The sequence below is a fragment of the Hydrogenophaga sp. ANAO-22 genome (assembly GCF_042466645.1).
Lineage (GTDB): Bacteria > Pseudomonadota > Gammaproteobacteria > Burkholderiales > Burkholderiaceae_C > Hydrogenophaga.
Map to the genome: position 1 here is coordinate 2,386,896 of NZ_CP159956.1, position 16,341 is coordinate 2,403,236.

16 protein-coding genes and 1 pseudogene are annotated in these 16,341 nt (G+C 70.7%); 8 read left to right on the forward strand and 9 right to left on the reverse strand.

Annotation, left to right across the window (positions count from 1 at the left end):
* Positions 1-2: 2 nt before the first annotated feature.
* Genes ABSY19_RS11385 through ABSY19_RS11405 form a run of 5 tightly spaced genes read left to right on the forward strand, consistent with a single transcriptional unit; the run spans position 3 to position 5,198 of the window.
* Positions 3-2,045: a site-specific recombinase gene (locus tag ABSY19_RS11385; protein ID WP_382162695.1), complete on the forward strand. Its 2,043-nt coding sequence runs from the start codon at positions 3-5 to the stop codon at positions 2,043-2,045.
* Positions 2,038-3,009 carry a thiamine-phosphate kinase gene (thiL, locus tag ABSY19_RS11390; RefSeq protein WP_382162698.1) on the forward strand — a complete coding sequence of 324 codons (972 nt, stop codon included), beginning with the start codon at positions 2,038-2,040 and terminating at the stop codon, positions 3,007-3,009. Before ABSY19_RS11385 ends, thiL begins: the two co-directional genes overlap by 8 nt.
* A 22-nt stretch (positions 3,010-3,031) precedes the next feature.
* On the forward strand, positions 3,032-3,550 hold the full coding sequence (locus ABSY19_RS11395; RefSeq protein ID WP_382162700.1) for a phosphatidylglycerophosphatase A: 519 nt from the start codon (positions 3,032-3,034) through the stop codon (positions 3,548-3,550).
* Positions 3,551-3,552: 2 nt separating this feature from the next.
* Complete coding sequence (locus ABSY19_RS11400) at positions 3,553-4,041, forward strand: CinA family protein (RefSeq protein WP_382162703.1); 489 nt, start codon at positions 3,553-3,555, stop codon at positions 4,039-4,041.
* A gap of 5 nt (positions 4,042-4,046) precedes the next feature.
* Positions 4,047-5,198, forward strand: coding sequence for a DNA alkylation repair protein (locus tag ABSY19_RS11405; RefSeq protein ID WP_382162706.1), 1,152 nt, complete (start codon positions 4,047-4,049; stop codon positions 5,196-5,198).
* Here ABSY19_RS11405 and ABSY19_RS11410 read toward each other — a convergent pair.
* Together ABSY19_RS11410 and ABSY19_RS11415 are read right to left on the reverse strand one after the other, a co-directional pair.
* A complete protein-coding gene (locus ABSY19_RS11410) occupies positions 5,188-6,342 on the reverse strand; it encodes an Acg family FMN-binding oxidoreductase (protein ID WP_382162709.1) in 1,155 nt (384 codons plus the stop codon). The two genes, ABSY19_RS11405 and ABSY19_RS11410, sit on opposite strands and share 11 nt — an antisense overlap.
* Positions 6,342-7,391 (reverse strand): NAD-dependent epimerase/dehydratase family protein, encoded by a 1,050-nt coding sequence (locus ABSY19_RS11415; protein WP_382162711.1) that lies wholly within the window; start codon positions 7,389-7,391, stop codon positions 6,342-6,344. The genes ABSY19_RS11410 and ABSY19_RS11415 overlap by 1 nt, the downstream gene beginning before the upstream one ends.
* Positions 7,392-7,493: 102 nt before the next feature.
* Here ABSY19_RS11415 and ABSY19_RS11420 point away from each other — a divergent pair, with 102 nt between their 5' ends.
* Together ABSY19_RS11420 and ABSY19_RS11425 are read left to right on the forward strand one after the other, a co-directional pair.
* Positions 7,494-8,384 (forward strand): LysR family transcriptional regulator, encoded by an 891-nt coding sequence (locus ABSY19_RS11420; RefSeq protein WP_382162715.1) that lies wholly within the window; start codon positions 7,494-7,496, stop codon positions 8,382-8,384.
* A 52-nt stretch (positions 8,385-8,436) separates the two neighbouring features.
* A complete protein-coding gene (locus ABSY19_RS11425; protein ID WP_382162718.1) occupies positions 8,437-9,108 on the forward strand; it encodes a glutathione S-transferase family protein in 672 nt (223 codons plus the stop codon).
* 10 nt (positions 9,109-9,118) lie between these two features.
* Here the strand turns inward: ABSY19_RS11425 and ABSY19_RS11430 are convergent, their stop codons facing one another.
* The 4 genes from ABSY19_RS11430 to ABSY19_RS11445 all read right to left on the reverse strand — a co-directional run bounded on the left by ABSY19_RS11430 (position 9,119) and on the right by ABSY19_RS11445 (position 13,393).
* The gene (locus ABSY19_RS11430) at positions 9,119-11,383 is read right to left on the reverse strand and encodes a molybdopterin cofactor-binding domain-containing protein (protein WP_382162721.1); all 2,265 of its coding nucleotides are present in this window, start codon (positions 11,381-11,383) and stop codon (positions 9,119-9,121) included.
* Positions 11,384-11,394: 11 nt separating this feature from the next.
* Positions 11,395-11,856 carry a (2Fe-2S)-binding protein gene (locus tag ABSY19_RS11435; RefSeq protein ID WP_382162724.1) on the reverse strand — a complete coding sequence of 154 codons (462 nt, stop codon included), beginning with the start codon at positions 11,854-11,856 and terminating at the stop codon, positions 11,395-11,397.
* Positions 11,857-11,954: 98 nt separating this feature from the next.
* A complete protein-coding gene (locus ABSY19_RS11440) occupies positions 11,955-12,527 on the reverse strand; it encodes a TetR/AcrR family transcriptional regulator (protein ID WP_382162727.1) in 573 nt (190 codons plus the stop codon).
* A gap of 56 nt (positions 12,528-12,583) precedes the next feature.
* The gene (locus ABSY19_RS11445; RefSeq protein WP_382162730.1) at positions 12,584-13,393 is read right to left on the reverse strand and encodes a UPF0149 family protein; all 810 of its coding nucleotides are present in this window, start codon (positions 13,391-13,393) and stop codon (positions 12,584-12,586) included.
* A 67-nt stretch (positions 13,394-13,460) separates the two neighbouring features.
* On the opposite strand from ABSY19_RS11445, the gene ABSY19_RS11450 reads away from it, so the two are divergent.
* A complete protein-coding gene (locus ABSY19_RS11450; protein ID WP_382162733.1) occupies positions 13,461-15,080 on the forward strand; it encodes an FMN-binding glutamate synthase family protein in 1,620 nt (539 codons plus the stop codon).
* A 6-nt stretch (positions 15,081-15,086) separates the two neighbouring features.
* Here ABSY19_RS11450 and ABSY19_RS11455 read toward each other — a convergent pair.
* The 3 genes and pseudogenes from ABSY19_RS11455 to ABSY19_RS11465 form a co-directional block, all read right to left on the reverse strand.
* Positions 15,087-15,442: pseudogene (locus ABSY19_RS11455) on the reverse strand (GFA family protein).
* 31 nt (positions 15,443-15,473) lie between these two features.
* Positions 15,474-15,938 carry a DUF1772 domain-containing protein gene (locus tag ABSY19_RS11460; protein ID WP_382162736.1) on the reverse strand — a complete coding sequence of 155 codons (465 nt, stop codon included), beginning with the start codon at positions 15,936-15,938 and terminating at the stop codon, positions 15,474-15,476.
* A complete protein-coding gene (locus ABSY19_RS11465) occupies positions 15,935-16,324 on the reverse strand; it encodes a DUF488 domain-containing protein (protein ID WP_382162739.1) in 390 nt (129 codons plus the stop codon). Before ABSY19_RS11465 ends, ABSY19_RS11460 begins: the two co-directional genes overlap by 4 nt.
* Positions 16,325-16,341: the final 17 nt, after the last annotated feature.

The window sequence follows — 16,341 nt, forward strand, 5'->3', positions numbered from 1 at the left end:
GCATGCCCACTTCCACCCCGCTCGACACCCTGGACCCGGACGCCTCGCTGGCCTTGCGCCACCTGTGGCTGATCGAGGCGCTGCGCTGGGTGCGCGGCGAAGAGGCCGATGTGCAGGCCAGCGTCAGCCGCGTGCGCCTGTTCCTGGACACCGTGCAGGCCGACCCGGCCCTGCAGGCGCGCTGGCGCCGCTGGTGGAACCGGTTCATCACCACCGTGGACCTCACGCCGCTGCTGGCCGACCACGGCTTCGCCCCCCGCACCGCCTTTCTCAGCGAATTCGGCAACCGCCTGCGCAAGAAGGTGCTGCCGGGCACGCCCGAGACCACCGACATGGCCGAGCTGTTCGACCTGCTGCTGTCCGCGCGCTTCGACGTGCGCTGGCTCAAGGCGCTCGACAGCGACACCCTCAAGCGCCTGCGCGCGCTGCTGATCGCACCGCCCGATGCCCCGCTGGACGAGGCCACCGCCGGCTTCTGGCAGACCGCGCTGATGGACGCGCTGATCTACTGCGTGAGCCAGATCAGCGCCACCGGCTTCGCCTCGGAGATCCGCATCCGCATGTCGCCCGAGGCGCAGGCCCAGCGCCCCTTCCACGAGCTGCCGGCCGATTTCGAGGCGCTGCGGCGCGCCGTGAACGAACACGGCGCGCGCAGCCCCGAGGCCATGGCCGCGGCCGAGGTGCTGCGCCAGCAACTCGATGCCTGCCGCCACGCCGCCTACACCGTGTATTCGCACCTGGAAGAACACGGCGTGTCGGTCGGCATCGTGTTCCGCCTGCGCCAGCTGCGCGAGCGCATCGTGCGCGTCAAGGAGCTGCTGGACTGCCTGCAGTCCGAACAACCCGAGCGCGCCACCGCCGCGCTGCTGGCCGACCTGGCCCAGGTCGGTCTGGACAACCGCAGCGTGCGCTCGCTCATCGCCAGCAGCTCGCAGCTCACTGCCGCCAAGGTCGCCGAGCGCAGCGCCGAGAGCGGCGAGCACTACATCACCCGCAACGCCGCCGAGTACCGCGAGATGCTGCGCAAGGCGGCGGGCGGCGGCGCCATCGTCGGCGTCACGGTCTGGGTCAAGTTCCTGATGTACGGCCTGGGCCTCACCGCGTTCTGGGGCGGCTTTGCCAACGGCGTGAACTACGCGACCTCGTTCGTGGTCATCATGCTGCTGCACCTCACGCTGGCCACCAAGCAGCCCGCCGTGACCGCCCCCGCCATGGTCGCCAAACTGCGCGACATCAAGGCGCCCGGCGCCGTGCGCCGCTTCGTCGACGAGGTGGCCAACCTGTTCCGCTCGCAGATCGCGTCCATCGTGGGCAACATCGGGCTGGTGATCCCGGTGGTGGTGCTGTTCAGCCTGGTCATGCAGCTGACCACCGGCGGGGCCATGATCGACGAGCACAAGGCCCACCAGGTGCTCAAGGACATCAGCCTGCTCGGGCCCCTGGTGCTGTTCGCGGCCTTCACCGGCGTGCTGCTGTTTGCCTCCAGCATCATCGCCGGCTGGGTCGAGAACTGGTACGTGTTCCACAACCTGGACTCGGCCATGCAGCACAACCCCCGCTTCACCGCTGTGCTGGGACGCGCGCGCGCCGCGCGCTGGGCCGACTTCATGCGCCGCAACATCTCGGGCCTGGCGGCCAACATCTCGCTGGGCTTCATGCTCGGCCTGGTGCCCGCCTTCATGACCTTCTTCGGCATCGGACTGGACGTCCGCCACGTCACCCTGTCCGCCGGCCAGGTCGCCGCGGCGGCCATGGCGCTGGGCTGGGGCGTGTTCAGGGAGTCGGGGTTCTGGTGGGCCGTGGCCGGCGTGCTCGCCATCGGCCCGATCAACCTGGGCGTGAGCTTCTACCTCGCGTTCCGACTGGCCCTGCAGGCGCAGAACATCAGCGAGGTCAACCGCCAGCTGATCCGCGCCGCGATCAAGCGCCGCATCCGCGCCGCGCCGCTGAGCTTCCTGATTCCGCCCCGGGCCGCGCGCCGCGGCGAAGACGACGAACCCCCTGCCCCGGCACCTTCGGCCGGTTCGCCCCAAGCGCATGGGTGAGTTCGAGCTGATCCGCCGCCATTTCCAGCGCGCGCCAGCGACCGGTGGGGACAGCGCGGTGGTGCTGGGCATCGGCGACGACTGCGCCCTGCTGCAACCCAGCCCCGGCCACCAGCTCGCGATCTCCAGCGACATGCTGGTCGAGGGCCGGCATTTTTTCGCCGACGTGGACCCCGAAGCGCTGGGCCACAAGGCGCTGGCCGTGAACCTGAGCGACCTCGCCGCCATGGGCGCGCGCCCGCTGGGCTTCACGCTCGCGCTCGCCCTGCCCCACGCCGACAGCGACTGGCTCGCGCGCTTCGCGCAAGGGATGTTCGCACTGGCCGACGCACACGCCTGCCCGCTGGTGGGCGGCGACACGACGCGCGGCCCGCTCAACCTGTGCATCACCGTCTTCGGCGAGGTGAGGCCCGGCCAGGCGCTGCGGCGCGACGCCGCGCGCGCGGGCGACGACCTGTATGTGAGTGGCCGCACCGGCGAAGCCCGGCTGGCGCTGGAACAGCTGCGCGGCACCGAATGGGCCGGCGCGGTCGGGGGCGCTGAAGCGCGCGCGCGGCTGGAGCGGCCCACACCGCGCAACGCCCTGGGTGTGGCGCTGTCGGCCGTGGCGGGCGCGCACGCCGCGATCGACCTGAGCGACGGCCTGGCCGGCGACCTCGGCCACCTCCTGCAGGCCAGCGGCGTGGGCGCCGAGATCCACCTGCCCGCCCTGCCCGTGGCCCCAGCGCTGCAAGGCCTGCCCGACGCGCACCGGCTCGAATGCCTGCTGGCCGGCGGCGATGACTACGAGCTGCTGTTCACCGCCGCGCCCGAAGCGCGCGAAGCCATTGCCCAGGCCTCGGCCGACAGCGCCACGCCGGTCACGCGCATCGGGCGCATCGCGGTCGCCCCGGGCCTGCGCCTGCTCGGCGCGGCGGGCCAGGTGGTGCCATTCGGCGCACAAGGCTTCGACCATTTCGCCTGAATGCCCGCCCGATAATCCCCGCATGCCCGACACCGCCAACGACGCGCCGCTCACCCGCCCGACCTGGCGTTTCCTGCTTGCCCACCCCGCCCACTTCCTCGCGCTCGGCGCGGGCGCCGGCCTGAGCCGCCTGGCGCCGGGCACGGCCGGCACGCTCTGGGCCTGGGTCGCCTTCCTGCTGCTGGACCCGCTGCTCACGCCGCTGACCTGGGCGGTCGTGATCGCCGCGGCCACGCTCGCGGGCTGGTGGGCCTGCACCGTCACCGCGCGGCACCTGCGCGTGGCCGACTCCGGCCACATCGTGTGGGACGAAGTGGTCGCCTTCTGGCTGGTGCTCTGGATGATCTCGCCCAGCGGCTTCTGGGCCCAGCTCGCGGCGTTTCTGATCTTCCGGCTGTTCGACATGGTCAAGATCGGCCCCATGGCCTGGGCCGACCGGACCTTCAAGGGCTTCGGCCCGCGCGGCGGCTTCGGCATCCTGCTCGACGACTTCGCCGCCGCTTTCTGCACGCTCATCGTCATCGCCTTGTGGAGGCTCTGAACATGCCCGACACCACCCCCGCCCTGGTCGAACAACTCGCCGCCGCCCTCAAGGCGCGCGGCCTGATGATGGCCACGGCCGAAAGCTGCACCGGTGGTCTGATCGCGGGTGCCTGCACCGATCTCTCGGGCTCCAGCGACTGGTTCGAGCGCGGTTTCGTCACCTACTCCAACGCCGCCAAACACGGCCTGCTCGGCGTGCCGGCCCTGCTGATCGAGCGGCACGGCGCCGTGAGCGAGCCGGTGGCGCGTGCCATGGCCTCGGGCGCGCTGGCGCATTCGCCGGCCCAGCTCGCCGTGGCCGTGACCGGCGTGGCCGGCCCCACCGGCGGCAGCGCCGAGAAGCCGGTGGGCACGGTGTGGTTCGGCTGGGCCACGCCCGAGGGCGTGTTCACCGAGCACCAGCGCTTCGATGGCGACCGCGCCGCCGTGCGCCAGGCCACGGTGCGCCATGCGCTGGCCGGCCTCCTGCAACGACTGCCCCGCACCTGAAGCCCATGGAACCGTTCAAGAACCTCATCGGCCCGGCCACCGTCGTCAACGCCGGCCACCACCTGCGCCGCGCCTGGCCGACATTCGACCGCAGGCGCTTCGAGGCCCAGGCCGCCACCGGCCTGGAGCAGCTGGAGTTCAAGGCCCGGGCCATGCAGCTGGCCGACGCGCTGGAGGCCACACTGCCCGACGACTTCCACGCCGCCTGCGAACTGCTGGAGGCCAGCCTCGCGCCCCCCCTGGCCATGGACGCCCAGGGCGAACCGCTCAAGCTCGGCGAGGCGCGCGACGAGCACGGCATCGGCGGCTGGGCCCTGTGGGCGGTCGGCGAATTCGTGGCGCGCCGGGGCGTGGCCGACGAAGCGGCGGCCCGGCGCGGCCTGGCCTGCCTGCACGCGGTCACGCAGCGCTTCACCGCCGAGTTCGCCATCCGGCCGCTGATCCAGCGCCACCCCGCCTTGGCCTTCGACACCCTGGGCCAGTGGGTGGACGACCCGAGCGCGCATGTGCGCCGGCTGGTGAGCGAAGGCAGCCGCCCGCGCCTGCCCTGGGGCCTGCGGCTGCAGGCGCTGGTGCTGGACCCGGCCCCCACCCTGCCCCTGCTGCGCGCGCTGCAGGACGACCCCAGCAGCTACGTGCGCCGCAGCGTGGCCAACCACCTCAACGACATCGCCAAGGACCACCCCGACCTGGTCGCGGGCTGGGTGCGCGACCACCTGATCGACGCACCCGATGCGCGCAGCGCGCTGCTGCGCCACGCCAGCCGCGGCCTGATCAAGGCCGGCCACGCGCCCACGCTGGCGGCCTGGGGCCTGGGCAGCGGCCTGCAGGGCGAGGCCACGCTCGCGCTGACGGCGAAGCGCGCGGCGGTCGGCGGCGAGATCGGCCTGCGCGTGCAACTGCGCTCCAGCGCGCGCCAGCCCCAGTCGCTGGTCGTGGATTACGCCGTGCACCACGTGCGCGCCAACGGCAGCGCCTCGCCCAAGGTGTTCAAGGGCTGGAAGCTCACGCTCGCGCCCGGTGAAGAACGCACGCTGGAAAAACGCCACAGCCTCAAACCCGTGACCACGCGCACGCTCTACCCCGGCACGCACCTCATCGACCTGCGGGTCAACGGCGTGGCGCTCGCGCAGGCGGCGTTCGAGCTCAAGCCTTGAGGATGTGCGCCGCGAGCCCGCGCCGGGGCGAGGGCCCGATCACCGGCGCATAGCCCAGCCGGGCCCACATCTGCACCGTGAAGCGCGGTGCCGACGCACCCAGCAACTGATGGATCTCGTTGTACGGCCCGATCTGCTCGGGGTACTCCTGCAGCGCCTGCGACAGCGGCTGCATCGACAGGCCCGCGGCGGTGGCGGCGAGTTGGGCCCGCACATAGGCGCGGCCCGCGTTGATCTGCGTGCAGCGGTCGTTGCCCTCGGTCACCAGCCAGAAGAAGGCGGGCGTGTGCTCGATCCGGGTGTTGAAGTCCTGGATCTGGGTCGTCGTCGACGCGCCGTCGGCCGCGGGCACCTGACGGCGGTCGAACAGGCCCAGGGCCACGAGCGCGCGCGCCATCGGCGCGTTGAGCGAAATGCCGTCGCGGTGCCGCGCGATCTCCTGCGGGCCCACGCGCAGCACCTGGAGCGACTCCATCACCGTGCGCGGCGTGACCAGCTCGATGCGCCAGGCTTCGCGGGCGATGCGGCGGTGCCGCGCCAGCGCCTCCGACTGCGCGGCACCCACGAAACCGACCCGCATCGGATAAGCCTGCACACAGGCGCTGATCGCCTCCAGGGCAGCGGCATCGGGTTCGCGCGCCTCATAGGCCTCGCGGTTCGTGCGGCGGTGGAAGATCTGCGCGAACAGTGGATCGGGCGCCACCGACGCCTCGGGCACCAGGCGGATGCGCGCGGTCGGCCGCGCATCGACCGTCTCGGGGCCGAAGGCGCCCTGCGGGAACAGCTCGATCTGCGCGCGCAGGCCCTTCTCTCGCGCCGCCAGGTCGAGCAGTTCGATGAAGCAGCCCTGGCTCATCATCATCTGTCGCGAATGCGGGTCGGTCTGGGGCAACAGGCGGCTGCGGTCGATGAACAGGGTGATCTCGCCGGGCACGCCCAGGTCCACCAGCCAGGACTGCAGGTTGTGCGAGTGCGGCGCGAGCAGCGCGTGCCCCACCAGCCAGCGGCGCACGTCGGTCTGCTCGCCCGGCCCCTGCCAGGCGGCAATGGCCTCGGGCGGCAGCGCGCTGCCGCAAGCGCCCAGGGTGACGGCGACCGCGCCGCCGCCCGCAAGGCGGATGAAGCGCCGGCGGTCCATGGACATCAGGCCCGCGCGGGCAACGGGGTCACGCCCTCGGCGCCCAGCAGCGCCAGGCCCTGCAGCGTGTGTTCCAAGGCCTGCGGCCAGGGCGTGTGCGGCTCGCTGCCGATCCGCTCACGCAGGCGGCGGTTGTCCAGCCGGTGGGGCTGGTTCCAGAGATAGCGCAAGGCGGCCAGCGCGCCCAGGGTCGGCATGGCCAGGCCGAGCGCGCGGATCAGCGGCCAGGGCATGCCGCCCACGCGCAGCGCCTCGTTCTCGCGCAGCCAGCCTTGCTCGCGGGCCAGTGGCTGCAGGGCATTCACCCAATCGCGGCCCGTGAGCGTGTGGCCGCTGAAGTGCAACGACTCGAACGCGGGCAAGGTCTCGCGCACACGCGCCAGGGCGACGAAGGTCTGCGCCAGGTCGGGCAGGTAGGCCCAGGGCGTGGCCACGTCCAGCGGACCGGGAAACACCAGCTTGCCGCGGCGGATGCCGGTGAGCATCGCGCGGTCCAGCCAGGTGCCCTGGCCCTGCCCATAGAAATTGCCGGCGCGCACGATCACCGCGCGCAGTTCCCCGCGTTGCGTGGCCGCCTCCAGCCGCTCTTCCATCTCGGTGCGCACGCGGCCCATGGCCATGGTCGGCCGGTACGGTGTGCCTTCGAGCAGCACCGCCGGCATGCCCTGGCCGAAGTTGTAGACGTTGCCCGGCAGCATCAGCGTGGCGGCCAGCGCGCGCGCCACGGCCATGCCACTTTGCAGCAGGGGCCCGTTCTCCCGCTCCCAGGCCGGGCGGGTGTACTGGTTGGGGTTGAGCGCGTGCACCACCACCGTGGCGCCGCCCGCCTGCCGCACCCGAGCCACCAGGTCGGCGACGGCCTGCGGCGTGTCCACCGCCTGCGCCAGCCATTGCACACCGGCCACCGTGGGTGCCTGTGCACCGGGGCGCATCTGCGCCAGCACGCGCCAGCCGTCGCGCGCGAAGGCCTGCACCGCGGCCAGGCCGAAGCGGCCGCGACCGCCGAGCACCAGCACCGTGTCGGCAGGGGAGGAAGAAGAGGGCATGGTTTTCATGAGGAACTCCGCGAAACACCGACCACCGGCGCCATGGCATCGATTGTGGAAACAGATCTCCCCATTCACAATGGGATGAAAGCGAACACCAGCCATGCACAAATGAATACCGGTGATTTCAACTGGACCCTCATCCGGTCCTTCCTCGCGGCGCTCGACCGGGGCAGCCTGATGGCCGCCGCGCGGGCCCTGGCCACGACCCAGCCCACGGTGGGTCGCCACATCGGCGAGCTCGAAACGCAGCTCGGCGTGGTGTTGTTCGAGCGCACCGGCCGTGGCCTGGTGCCCACGGCGCACGCCCACCGGCTGGCCGAGGCGGCGCGCGCGATGGCCAGCGCGGCCGACCAGCTCGCGCGCCAGGCTTCGGGCGCGCAGCAGGATGCGCGCGGCTCGGTGCGCATCAGCGCGAGCCAGCCCGTGACCTGCGTGCTGCTGCCGCCGGTGCTGTTGCAGTTGCGCCAGGCCCACCCGGACATCCAGGTGGAGCTGGTGTCGAGCAATGCCGTGAGCAACCTGCTGCAGCGCGAGGCCGACATCGCGCTGCGCATGGTGCGGCCCGACCAGGCCACCTTGCTGTGCAAAAAGGTCGGCCAGGTGGCCCTGGGCACCTACGCCCACCGCGACTACCTGCGCCGCCGGGGCACGCCGCGTGCGCCGCAGGATCTGCTGGCGCACGACCTGGTGGGCAACGACCGCCAGACCGACATCCTGCGCGGCTTCGCGGCCATGGGCTACCCGATGCAGCGCGAGAACTTCGCCGTGCGCACCGACGACCTCAACGCCTACCAGGCCGCGGTGGACGCGGGACTGGGTGTGGGCTTTCTGGCTCGCTATGTGGCGCGCCGCAACCCCGACCTCGTGCCGCTGCTGCCGATGCTGCCGATCCCGCCGCTGCCGGTGTGGCTCGCGGTGCACCGCGAGATCCGCAGCAACCCGCGCATCCGCCAGGTGTGGGACTTCCTGGCGCAGGCCCTGCCGCCGGCCCTGGCCTGAACGCAGCCCCTACACTGGCACGGCACCACCCCCATTTGAAAGGCAGCCCTTCATGCTCACGGTCCACCACCTGAACAACTCGCGCTCGCAGCGCGTGCTCTGGCTGCTCGAAGAGCTGGGCGTGCCGTACCAGATCGAGCGTTACGAGCGCGACCCCAAGACCATGCTGGCGCCGGCCTCGCTGCAGAAGGTGCACCCGCTGGGCAAATCGCCCGTGGTGACCGACGGCAAGGCCACGCTGGCCGAATCGGGCGCGATCCTGGAGTACCTGGTCGAGACCTACGGTGAAGGCCAATTCGCGCCCGCGCACGGCACACCGTCCTTCCTGCGCTACCGCTACTGGCTGCATTACGCGGAAGGCTCGCTGGCCACGCCGCTGCTGCTGCAACTGGTGTTCGACCAGATCGAGCGCAAGAGCCCCTTCATCGTGCGCCCGGTGGCGCTGGGCATCTCGTCCCAGGTCAAGAAGCTGCTCGTCACGCCCAACCTCAAGCGGCACTTCGACTACCTCGAAGCCGAGCTGGCGGAACACGGACCCTGGTTCGCCGGGCGCTCGTTCAGCGCGGCCGACGTGCAGATGAGCTTCGGCATCGAAGCCGCCGCCGCGCGCGGCCTGCTGAAGAACCGGCCCAAGCTCGCGGACTGGCTGCGCCGCATCCACGAGCGGCCCGCCTACCAGCGCGCGCTGGCACAGGGCGGGCCGTTCGACCTCGGCACGTTCTAGACCGGCCGCGTCATGCGAGCTTGAACGGCAGTTCGCGCAGCGGCTTGCCGGTCAGGCTCGCGATGGCGTTGGCGAACGCCGGCGCCAGCGGCGGCAGACCGGGTTCGCCCACGCCGGTGGGCGCGTCGGCGCTGGGCACGAGGTGCACCGCGATGGCCGGCATGTCGGTGATGCGCGGCACGGCGAAGTCGCCGAAGTTGCTTTGCTCCACCACGCCGTCCTTCAGGGTGATGGCCGCGCCCGACAGGCACATGGACAGGCCCATCAGCGCCCCGCCCTGGATCTGTGCCTCCACGCTCTTCGGGTTCACCGCGAGGTTGCAGTGCACACCGGCCGTGACCTGGTGCAGCTTGGCCGTGCCGTCGACCACCGAGGCCTCGACCACGTAGGCCACCACCGAGTCGAAGGACTCGTGCACCGCCACGCCCCAGGCGCGGCCGGCGGGCAGGGCCTTCTTGCCGTAGCCGCTCTTGTCCACCGCGAGCTGCAGCGCGGCGCGGTGGCGCACGGCCTTGTCGTCCATCAGCTTCAGGCGGTAGGCCACCGGATCCTGTTTCGTGGCGCGCGCGATGTCGTCGATCAGCGTCTCCATCACGTAGCCGGTGTGCGTGGAGCCCACGCTGCGCCACCACAGCACCGGCACGTTGAGCTTGGGGTGGTGGGCCGAGAGGCGCATCGGCACGCTGTAGGGCTTGCCCATGCCTTCGACCATGGTCTCGTCCACGCCGCCCTTGACCATCATGGGTTCGAAGAAGGTGCCGGCCATGATGGACTGGCCCACGATCACGTGGTCCCAGGCCAGCACCTTGCCCTGCGCGTCGAAGCCGATCTCGGCGCGGTGCAGGTGCATGGGGCGGTAGTAGCCGCCGCGCACGTCGTCCTCGCGGCTCCACACCGTGCGCACCGGCGCGCTCAGGCCGGCGGCCTGCGCGGCTTTCGCGATGGTGCAGGCCTCGACCACGAAATCGCTGGTGAGCAGGCCGCGCCGGCCGAAGCCGCCGCCGGCCATCTGCACGTTCATCGTCACCTGCTCGGGCTTGACGCCCAGCGTGCGCGCGGCCGCGGCCGTGTCCAGCCCCGGCATCTGCGTGCCGGTCCACACCGTGGCCTTGGCGGCAGCGCCGCTGCCGGTGAGCTGCACCGTGCAGTTCAGCGGCTCCATGGGCGCGTGCGCCAGGTAGGGGAACACGAACTCGGCGCTGATCTTGTGCGGCGCGTTGGCCAGCGGCGCCATGTCGGCGTCGTGTTTGATGCTGCCGGTTTTCGCCGCGAGTGCGCGGTAGCTCACGAGCTGTTGCGCGCTGTCCACCTTCTCGCGGCCGGCGTCGTTCCACTGCACCTTCAGCGCATCGCGGCCCTGCTTCGCGGCCCAGTAGCCCTCGGCCACCACGGCCACGCCTTCGCCGCCATCGTGCAGCGGCACACGCAGCACGGCCTTCACGCCCTTCACCGCGCGCGCGGCCGCGTCATCGACCGAGGCCACCTTGCTGCCAAACACCGGTGGGTGCTGGAGCACGGCGGTGAGCATGCCGGGCAGGCGCACGTCCATGCCGAAGCCCTGTCGTCCGCTGGATTTCGCCTTCGCGTCCAGCCGCGTCGTGGGCTGGCCGATCAGCTTGAAGCGCGACGGGTCCTTGAGCGTGACCTGCACCGGCACCGGCTGCTGCATGGCGGCGTCGGCCAGGGCGCCGTAGCCGAGCTTCTTGCCACCGGGGCCGATCACCACGCCGCGCTCGGTGGCCAGCGAAGCCACGGGCACGTTCCACTGCTTCGCGGCGGCCGCCAGCAGCATGGCGCGCGTGCGCGCGCCGAGCTCGCGGTACTGGGTGTACGAGTGCTTGACCGCCGTCGAGCCGCCGGTGATCTGCATGCCGAAGGCCGGGTCGTTGTAGGCCGGGTCGGCATTGCCGTGCACGGCCTGCACGCGGCTCCAGTCGGCGTCCAACTCTTCGGCCAGCACCATGGCCAGGCCGGTGTGCGTGCCCTGGCCGAACTCCAGGCGGTTGATGGTGACGGTGACCGTGCCATCGCGCGCGATCTTCACGAAGGCGGCGGGCTGCTGGTCGGGCTTCAGACCGGTGGCGGCCGGGGCCGCACCTTGCTGGGCGCCGGCCATGAGGGGGTAGGCGCCCAGCGCGAAACCGGAGGCGGTGGCGATCTTCAGGAAGCTGCGGCGCGCGATGCCTTCGGGCGCGCCCGCATCGTCCAGGCGGTGGGCCAGCGCGGGCGGCAGGTGGGCGCGAATCTGGTCGGCGGTGTGGGTGTGCAGGTGCATGGGGTGTCCTTTCAGGCCAGCGTGCGGGCCGCGTCCTTGATGGCAATGCGCACGCGCGCGTAGGTGCCGCAGCGGCAGATGTTGCCGGCCATGGCGCCGTCGATCTCGGCATCGCTGGGTTTCGGGTTGGCCTTGAGCAGCGCGGTGGCGCTCATGATCTGGCCGCTCTGGCAGTAGCCGCACTGCGCCACGTCGGCCTTCACCCAGGCCTGCTGCACGGCCTGGCCGACGCGGTCGGTCGCCACGGCTTCGATGGTGGTGATCTTCTGCCCCACGGCCGAGGCGATGGGGGTGACGCAGGAGCGGATGGCCGCGCCGTTCAGGTGCACGGTGCAGGCACCGCAAAGCGCCGCGCCGCAACCGAACTTGGTGCCGGTCATGCCCAGGGTGTCGCGCAGGGCCCAGAGGATGGGGGTGGATTCGTCGACGTCGACGCGAACGTCCTTGCCGTTGATGTTGAGCGTGGTGGGCATGCGTGGGTTCTCCTGTCGTGGGTTGAAGTGCCGGTACACCAGTGAATGAATGTTCATTCGCTTTATAGTGAAAAACGGTGTCGAAGAAAAGTCTTTTCTCAGGCTTTGATGCCATCCCAGCAAAGACCGAAGGCCTGCGCCAGCGCGGCCTCGGTGTCTTGCAGGTCGCCGCTGCGCAGCAGGTTGGCGGTGTCGCGCACCGAACCGAAGAAGCTCGCGGCCAGCAGCATGGTGGGCACGTCCTTCACGATCTGCTGCGCCCTCGCCTCGTCGAAGAAGCCCAGGCAGCCGCTGGCGAAACGCGCCGAGAACTGGCGCGAGGCCTCGCTGAACCAGGGCGAGTTGTAGTACTGGTCCATGAACACCGCTTCCGGGTAGTGCGCCAGCCGGTGGCGCAGCAGCCGGGTCCAGTTCTGCTGGATGCGGCGGCGGAACGGCACGGACGGATCGATGCCGGTGTCGATCAGCGCGCTCAGCGCACCCTTGACCTGCTCGTACAGCGCGTTGAGCAGGTCTTCCTTGGAGCGGTGGTAGACGTACAACGTGCCGGTGGCCAAGCCGGCCTCCCGCGCGATGCCGGCCATGGTCAGCCCGCTCAGGCCAACGCGCTCGACCAGCGCCAGGGTGGCGCTGGCGATGGCCTGCTGCTTGTCGTCGTCCTTGGGTTTCATGAGGGCGCGATCTTAAGCGAATGAATGTTCATCCGTCAACCGCACCCGGACGGCTGTCAGGCCCCGTGGCACTTTTTGTATTTCTTGCCGCTGCCGCAGGGGCAAGGATCGTTGCGGCCCGGCGTGGCCTCCTTGCGCACCGGCTCCACGCGCGGGCCCAGGCTCTTGCCGATCTGGTGCAGGTCGTAGACCGCCCAGATGGCGGCGCCGAAGGCGTTGAGCCGGTCGTCGCTCACGCTGGGCGGGCCGTCCTCGGCGTGCATGTTCACCGTGGGGGTGTCCGTGTCGTCCTCGGTCAGCTCGACCACCTTCTCGAGCGCCTCGTCGATCCAGGCGGCGGTCTCCTTGTCGCGCGGCGGCTCCCAGTCCTCGCCGAAGTTCTCCACCACGAACATGAAGCCCAGCGCCCACACCTGGGCGTAGGCCGGCAGTTCCTGGTCCTGGAACTCGGCGCGCTCTTCGTCCGGCAGCGCGGCCACGGCGCCGCGCACATCCATCAGCTCGGGGTGGTAGCTGCGCTCGTCTTCCAGCGTGTCCACCGGTGCGGCCAGCGATGCCGCCACCTCGGCCTCGCGGCGCGACCACAGGTCCATGAAGCGCTCGTACTGCGCGGTGTTGCTGAAATGCGTGCCGTCGTCCTGCGGCGCGGTGGGTAGCGAGCCGGTGCCCAGCAGCACGGGCAGCCACTCGGCGGGCTCGATGGGGCGGCGCGTGCACAGCAGCGCGGCCATCGCGCCTTCGCAGAACTCCCACTGCGGCACCTCGTCGCCGCGCGTGCGCAAGTCGTCCAGGATGGCGTCGAGCGCGTCGTAGTCGTCATGGTCCAGCGCGCCGGCCGGGTCGAAGGGGGTGTTCGTCGTTGTCATGGTGCAAAGAAGCCGGGGTTTTATGATGCCCCGCAGTGTATTCCCCGGTGCCCCCACGAAAGCCCGCATGCTCGACCGCCTCAACGCCCTCTACCCCGTGCGCTACACGGCCTTCGCGCTCTGCGTGCTGTTCGCGCTGCTGAGCCTGTTCACCTTGGTGGCCTTCGGGGTGGGCGGGTTCAGCTTCCTGGTGTTCGGGGCCCTGTCTGCCGTGGGCCTGTGGGACCTGCGGCAGACCAAGAGTTCGGTGCTGCGCAACTACCCGGTCATCGGGCACCTGCGCTTCATGCTGGAGAAGATCCGGCCCGAGATTCGCCAGTATTTCCTGGAGAACGACACCGACGCCACGCCGTTCTCGCGCAGCCAGCGCAGCCTGGCCTACGCGCGCGCCAAGGGCGAGACCGACAAGCGCCCCTTCGGCTCGCAGCTGGACATGAACGCCGACGGCCACGAGTGGCTCAACCATTCGCTGCAGCCCAGCACCCTGGCCACGCACGACTTCCGCGTGCTCATCGGCGGCGACACCTGCACCCAGCCGTACGACGCCAGCATCTTCAACATCTCTGCGATGAGCTTCGGCGCGCTCTCGGCCAACGCGATCCAGGCGCTCAACGCCGGTGCGAAAAAGGGCGGCTTCGCGCACGACACCGGCGAGGGCTCGATCTCGGCCTGGCACCGCCTCAACGGTGGTGACCTGATCTGGGAGATCGGCTCGGGCTACTTCGGCTGTCGCGACGAAACCGGCCGCTTCAGCCCCGAACGCTTCCAGGCCAACGCGATCGACCCGCAGGTGAAGATGATCGAGATCAAGCTCAGCCAGGGCGCCAAGCCGGGCCACGGCGGCGTGCTGCCCGGCCCCAAGGTCACGCCCGAGATCGCCGCCGCGCGCGGCGTGCCGGTGGGCATCGACTGCGTCTCGCCCTCGTCGCACAGCGCGTTCACCACGCCGATCGAGATGATGCATTTCATCACCCAGTTGCGTGAACTCTCGGGCGGCAAGCCGGTGGGCTTCAAGCTGTGCATCGGCCACCCCTGGGAATGGTTCGCCATCGTCAAGGCCATGCTGCAGACCGGCGTGCGGCCCGACTTCATCGTGGTCGATGGCGCCGAGGGCGGCACCGGCGCGGCGCCGCTGGAGTTCACCGACCACGTGGGCGCACCGCTGCAGGAAGGCCTGCGCCTGGTGCACAACACCCTGGTGGGCGTGAACCTGCGTGAACACATCAAGGTGGGCTGTGCCGGCAAGGTGGTGAGCGCCTTCGACATCGTGCGCGCCATGGCCATCGGCGCGGACTGGTGCAACAGCGCGCGCGGCTTCATGTTCGCGCTGGGTTGCATCCAGGCGCAGAGCTGCCACACCGGCCACTGCCCCACCGGCGTGACCACGCAGGACCCGGTGCGCCAGCAGGCGCTGGTGGTGCCCGACAAGGCCCAGCGCGTGTTCCATTTCCACCAGAGCACGCTGATGGCGCTGCAGGAACTGGTGCAGGCCGCCGGGCTGCAGCACCCGCGCCAAATCACCTCGCACCACCTGGTGCGCCGCGTGAGCGAGAACGAGGTGCGCCTGCTGGCCAACCTGCTGCCCTCCACGCCACCCGGCGCGCTGCTGACCGACCTGGCGGCGCAGCACGCGGTGTTCACGACCTACTGGGAGCGGGCCAGCGCGGAGCGGTTCAGCCTGGCCTGAGGCCCGTCACGCGTCCCGGCCGTTGTACTCGTGGACCGGCACCGTGCTCAGGTCCAGCCCCTCGATGCAGCGCAGGTTCACGGCCGCCATGGCGTTGCCCTTGGGGTCCACCCCTCGGCGTAGGGGTGCATGCCGCAGGTGGGGCAGAAGCGGTGCTTGATGAGGTGCTTGTTGAACAGGTAGGTGCTGGCCGCGTCCTCGGGGGTTTTCAGCGTGAACTGGTCGCGGGGCACGAACCAGAGCAAGGACCCTTTGCGGGAACAGATCGAGCAGTTGCAAGACAGGGCGCTGCCGATCTCGCCCTCGACGTCGAACGCGACCTTGCCGCAATGGCAACTGCCGGAATAGCGTGTGCTGGCCATGGGAACCTCGCTCGGTGATGGTTGGGGGGTGTCAGTTGTAGCAAACCAGGACCGCACACGCCGCGGCCACCAGCGCCGCCCCGGTGCGCACGTGGTTCCAGCGCGTCCATTCGCGCACGTAGGTCGGCCAGTAGGCCGCCGCGTCGGACGACGCCGGATCCAGGCGCGCGAGGCGGTTGTTGCGTGGCACGTTGAAAGCCATGGTCACGCCGAAGGTGCCGAGCGCGTAGAGCAGGCCCCCGGCGAGCAGCGCGGCCGACCCGGCCATCACGGCCACCACCACGCAGGCGATGGACAGCAGCAGCGTGCCCATGAACGCCCCCATGAACCAGGGGTTGATCACCACGATGTTGATGCGCTGCATGGCGGCCACGCCCTGCGCGGCGGGCAACTGCGCCAGGGCCTTCATCACGAATGTGGAGAAGCCGTAGAACACGCCCCCCACCGTGGCCGCGCCGAGCGCGGTGAGCAGGGCCAGCAGGTCCGTGCCGCTCATGGCTCGACCTTCGCGCCCTTTTCCCGCAGCAGCTCGCGCAGCACCGAACGGTGGCAGTGCGATTCGTCCTCGCAGTAACAGCCGACGGAAAAATCCGAGCGGTGCGACAGCGCGGCGAGCAGCTCCAGGTTGCGCGCGTTCTCGGGCGCGGCCATCTCGGCGCGGTATGTCCGCGTGAAGGCGCTCCACTGCGCGGCTGTCTCGGCGGACTGGCCGAGCTTCATGGTCTCCACGCTGGGCGCGAGGTTGGGGTACCACACGTCGTACCAGTTGCCCGAGGCGAACTCGGTCTTGGGCACGCCGCGCGGCGGCCGCCGCACCGTGCCGATGCGGGTGCCCTCGCCCGCCGCCCTGTCGCTGCCCAGTCGAACCACCCGAATGGCCATGGCCGTCTCCTTGTGAA

Coding starts and splice junctions, on each gene's coding strand:
- ABSY19_RS11385 (WP_382162695.1), top strand. CDS start 3: ATGCCCACTTCCACCCCGCTCGACACCCTGGACCCGGACGCCTCGCTG.
- thiL (WP_382162698.1), top strand. CDS start 2,038: ATGGGTGAGTTCGAGCTGATCCGCCGCCATTTCCAGCGCGCGCCAGCG.
- ABSY19_RS11395 (WP_382162700.1), top strand. CDS start 3,032: ATGCCCGACACCGCCAACGACGCGCCGCTCACCCGCCCGACCTGGCGT.
- ABSY19_RS11400 (WP_382162703.1), top strand. CDS start 3,553: ATGCCCGACACCACCCCCGCCCTGGTCGAACAACTCGCCGCCGCCCTC.
- ABSY19_RS11405 (WP_382162706.1), top strand. CDS start 4,047: ATGGAACCGTTCAAGAACCTCATCGGCCCGGCCACCGTCGTCAACGCC.
- ABSY19_RS11410 (WP_382162709.1), bottom strand. CDS start 6,342: ATGTCCATGGACCGCCGGCGCTTCATCCGCCTTGCGGGCGGCGGCGCG.
- ABSY19_RS11415 (WP_382162711.1), bottom strand. CDS start 7,391: ATGAAAACCATGCCCTCTTCTTCCTCCCCTGCCGACACGGTGCTGGTG.
- ABSY19_RS11420 (WP_382162715.1), top strand. CDS start 7,494: ATGAATACCGGTGATTTCAACTGGACCCTCATCCGGTCCTTCCTCGCG.
- ABSY19_RS11425 (WP_382162718.1), top strand. CDS start 8,437: ATGCTCACGGTCCACCACCTGAACAACTCGCGCTCGCAGCGCGTGCTC.
- ABSY19_RS11430 (WP_382162721.1), bottom strand. CDS start 11,383: ATGCACCTGCACACCCACACCGCCGACCAGATTCGCGCCCACCTGCCG.
- ABSY19_RS11435 (WP_382162724.1), bottom strand. CDS start 11,856: ATGCCCACCACGCTCAACATCAACGGCAAGGACGTTCGCGTCGACGTC.
- ABSY19_RS11440 (WP_382162727.1), bottom strand. CDS start 12,527: ATGAAACCCAAGGACGACGACAAGCAGCAGGCCATCGCCAGCGCCACC.
- ABSY19_RS11445 (WP_382162730.1), bottom strand. CDS start 13,393: ATGACAACGACGAACACCCCCTTCGACCCGGCCGGCGCGCTGGACCAT.
- ABSY19_RS11450 (WP_382162733.1), top strand. CDS start 13,461: ATGCTCGACCGCCTCAACGCCCTCTACCCCGTGCGCTACACGGCCTTC.
- ABSY19_RS11460 (WP_382162736.1), bottom strand. CDS start 15,938: ATGAGCGGCACGGACCTGCTGGCCCTGCTCACCGCGCTCGGCGCGGCC.
- ABSY19_RS11465 (WP_382162739.1), bottom strand. CDS start 16,324: ATGGCCATTCGGGTGGTTCGACTGGGCAGCGACAGGGCGGCGGGCGAG.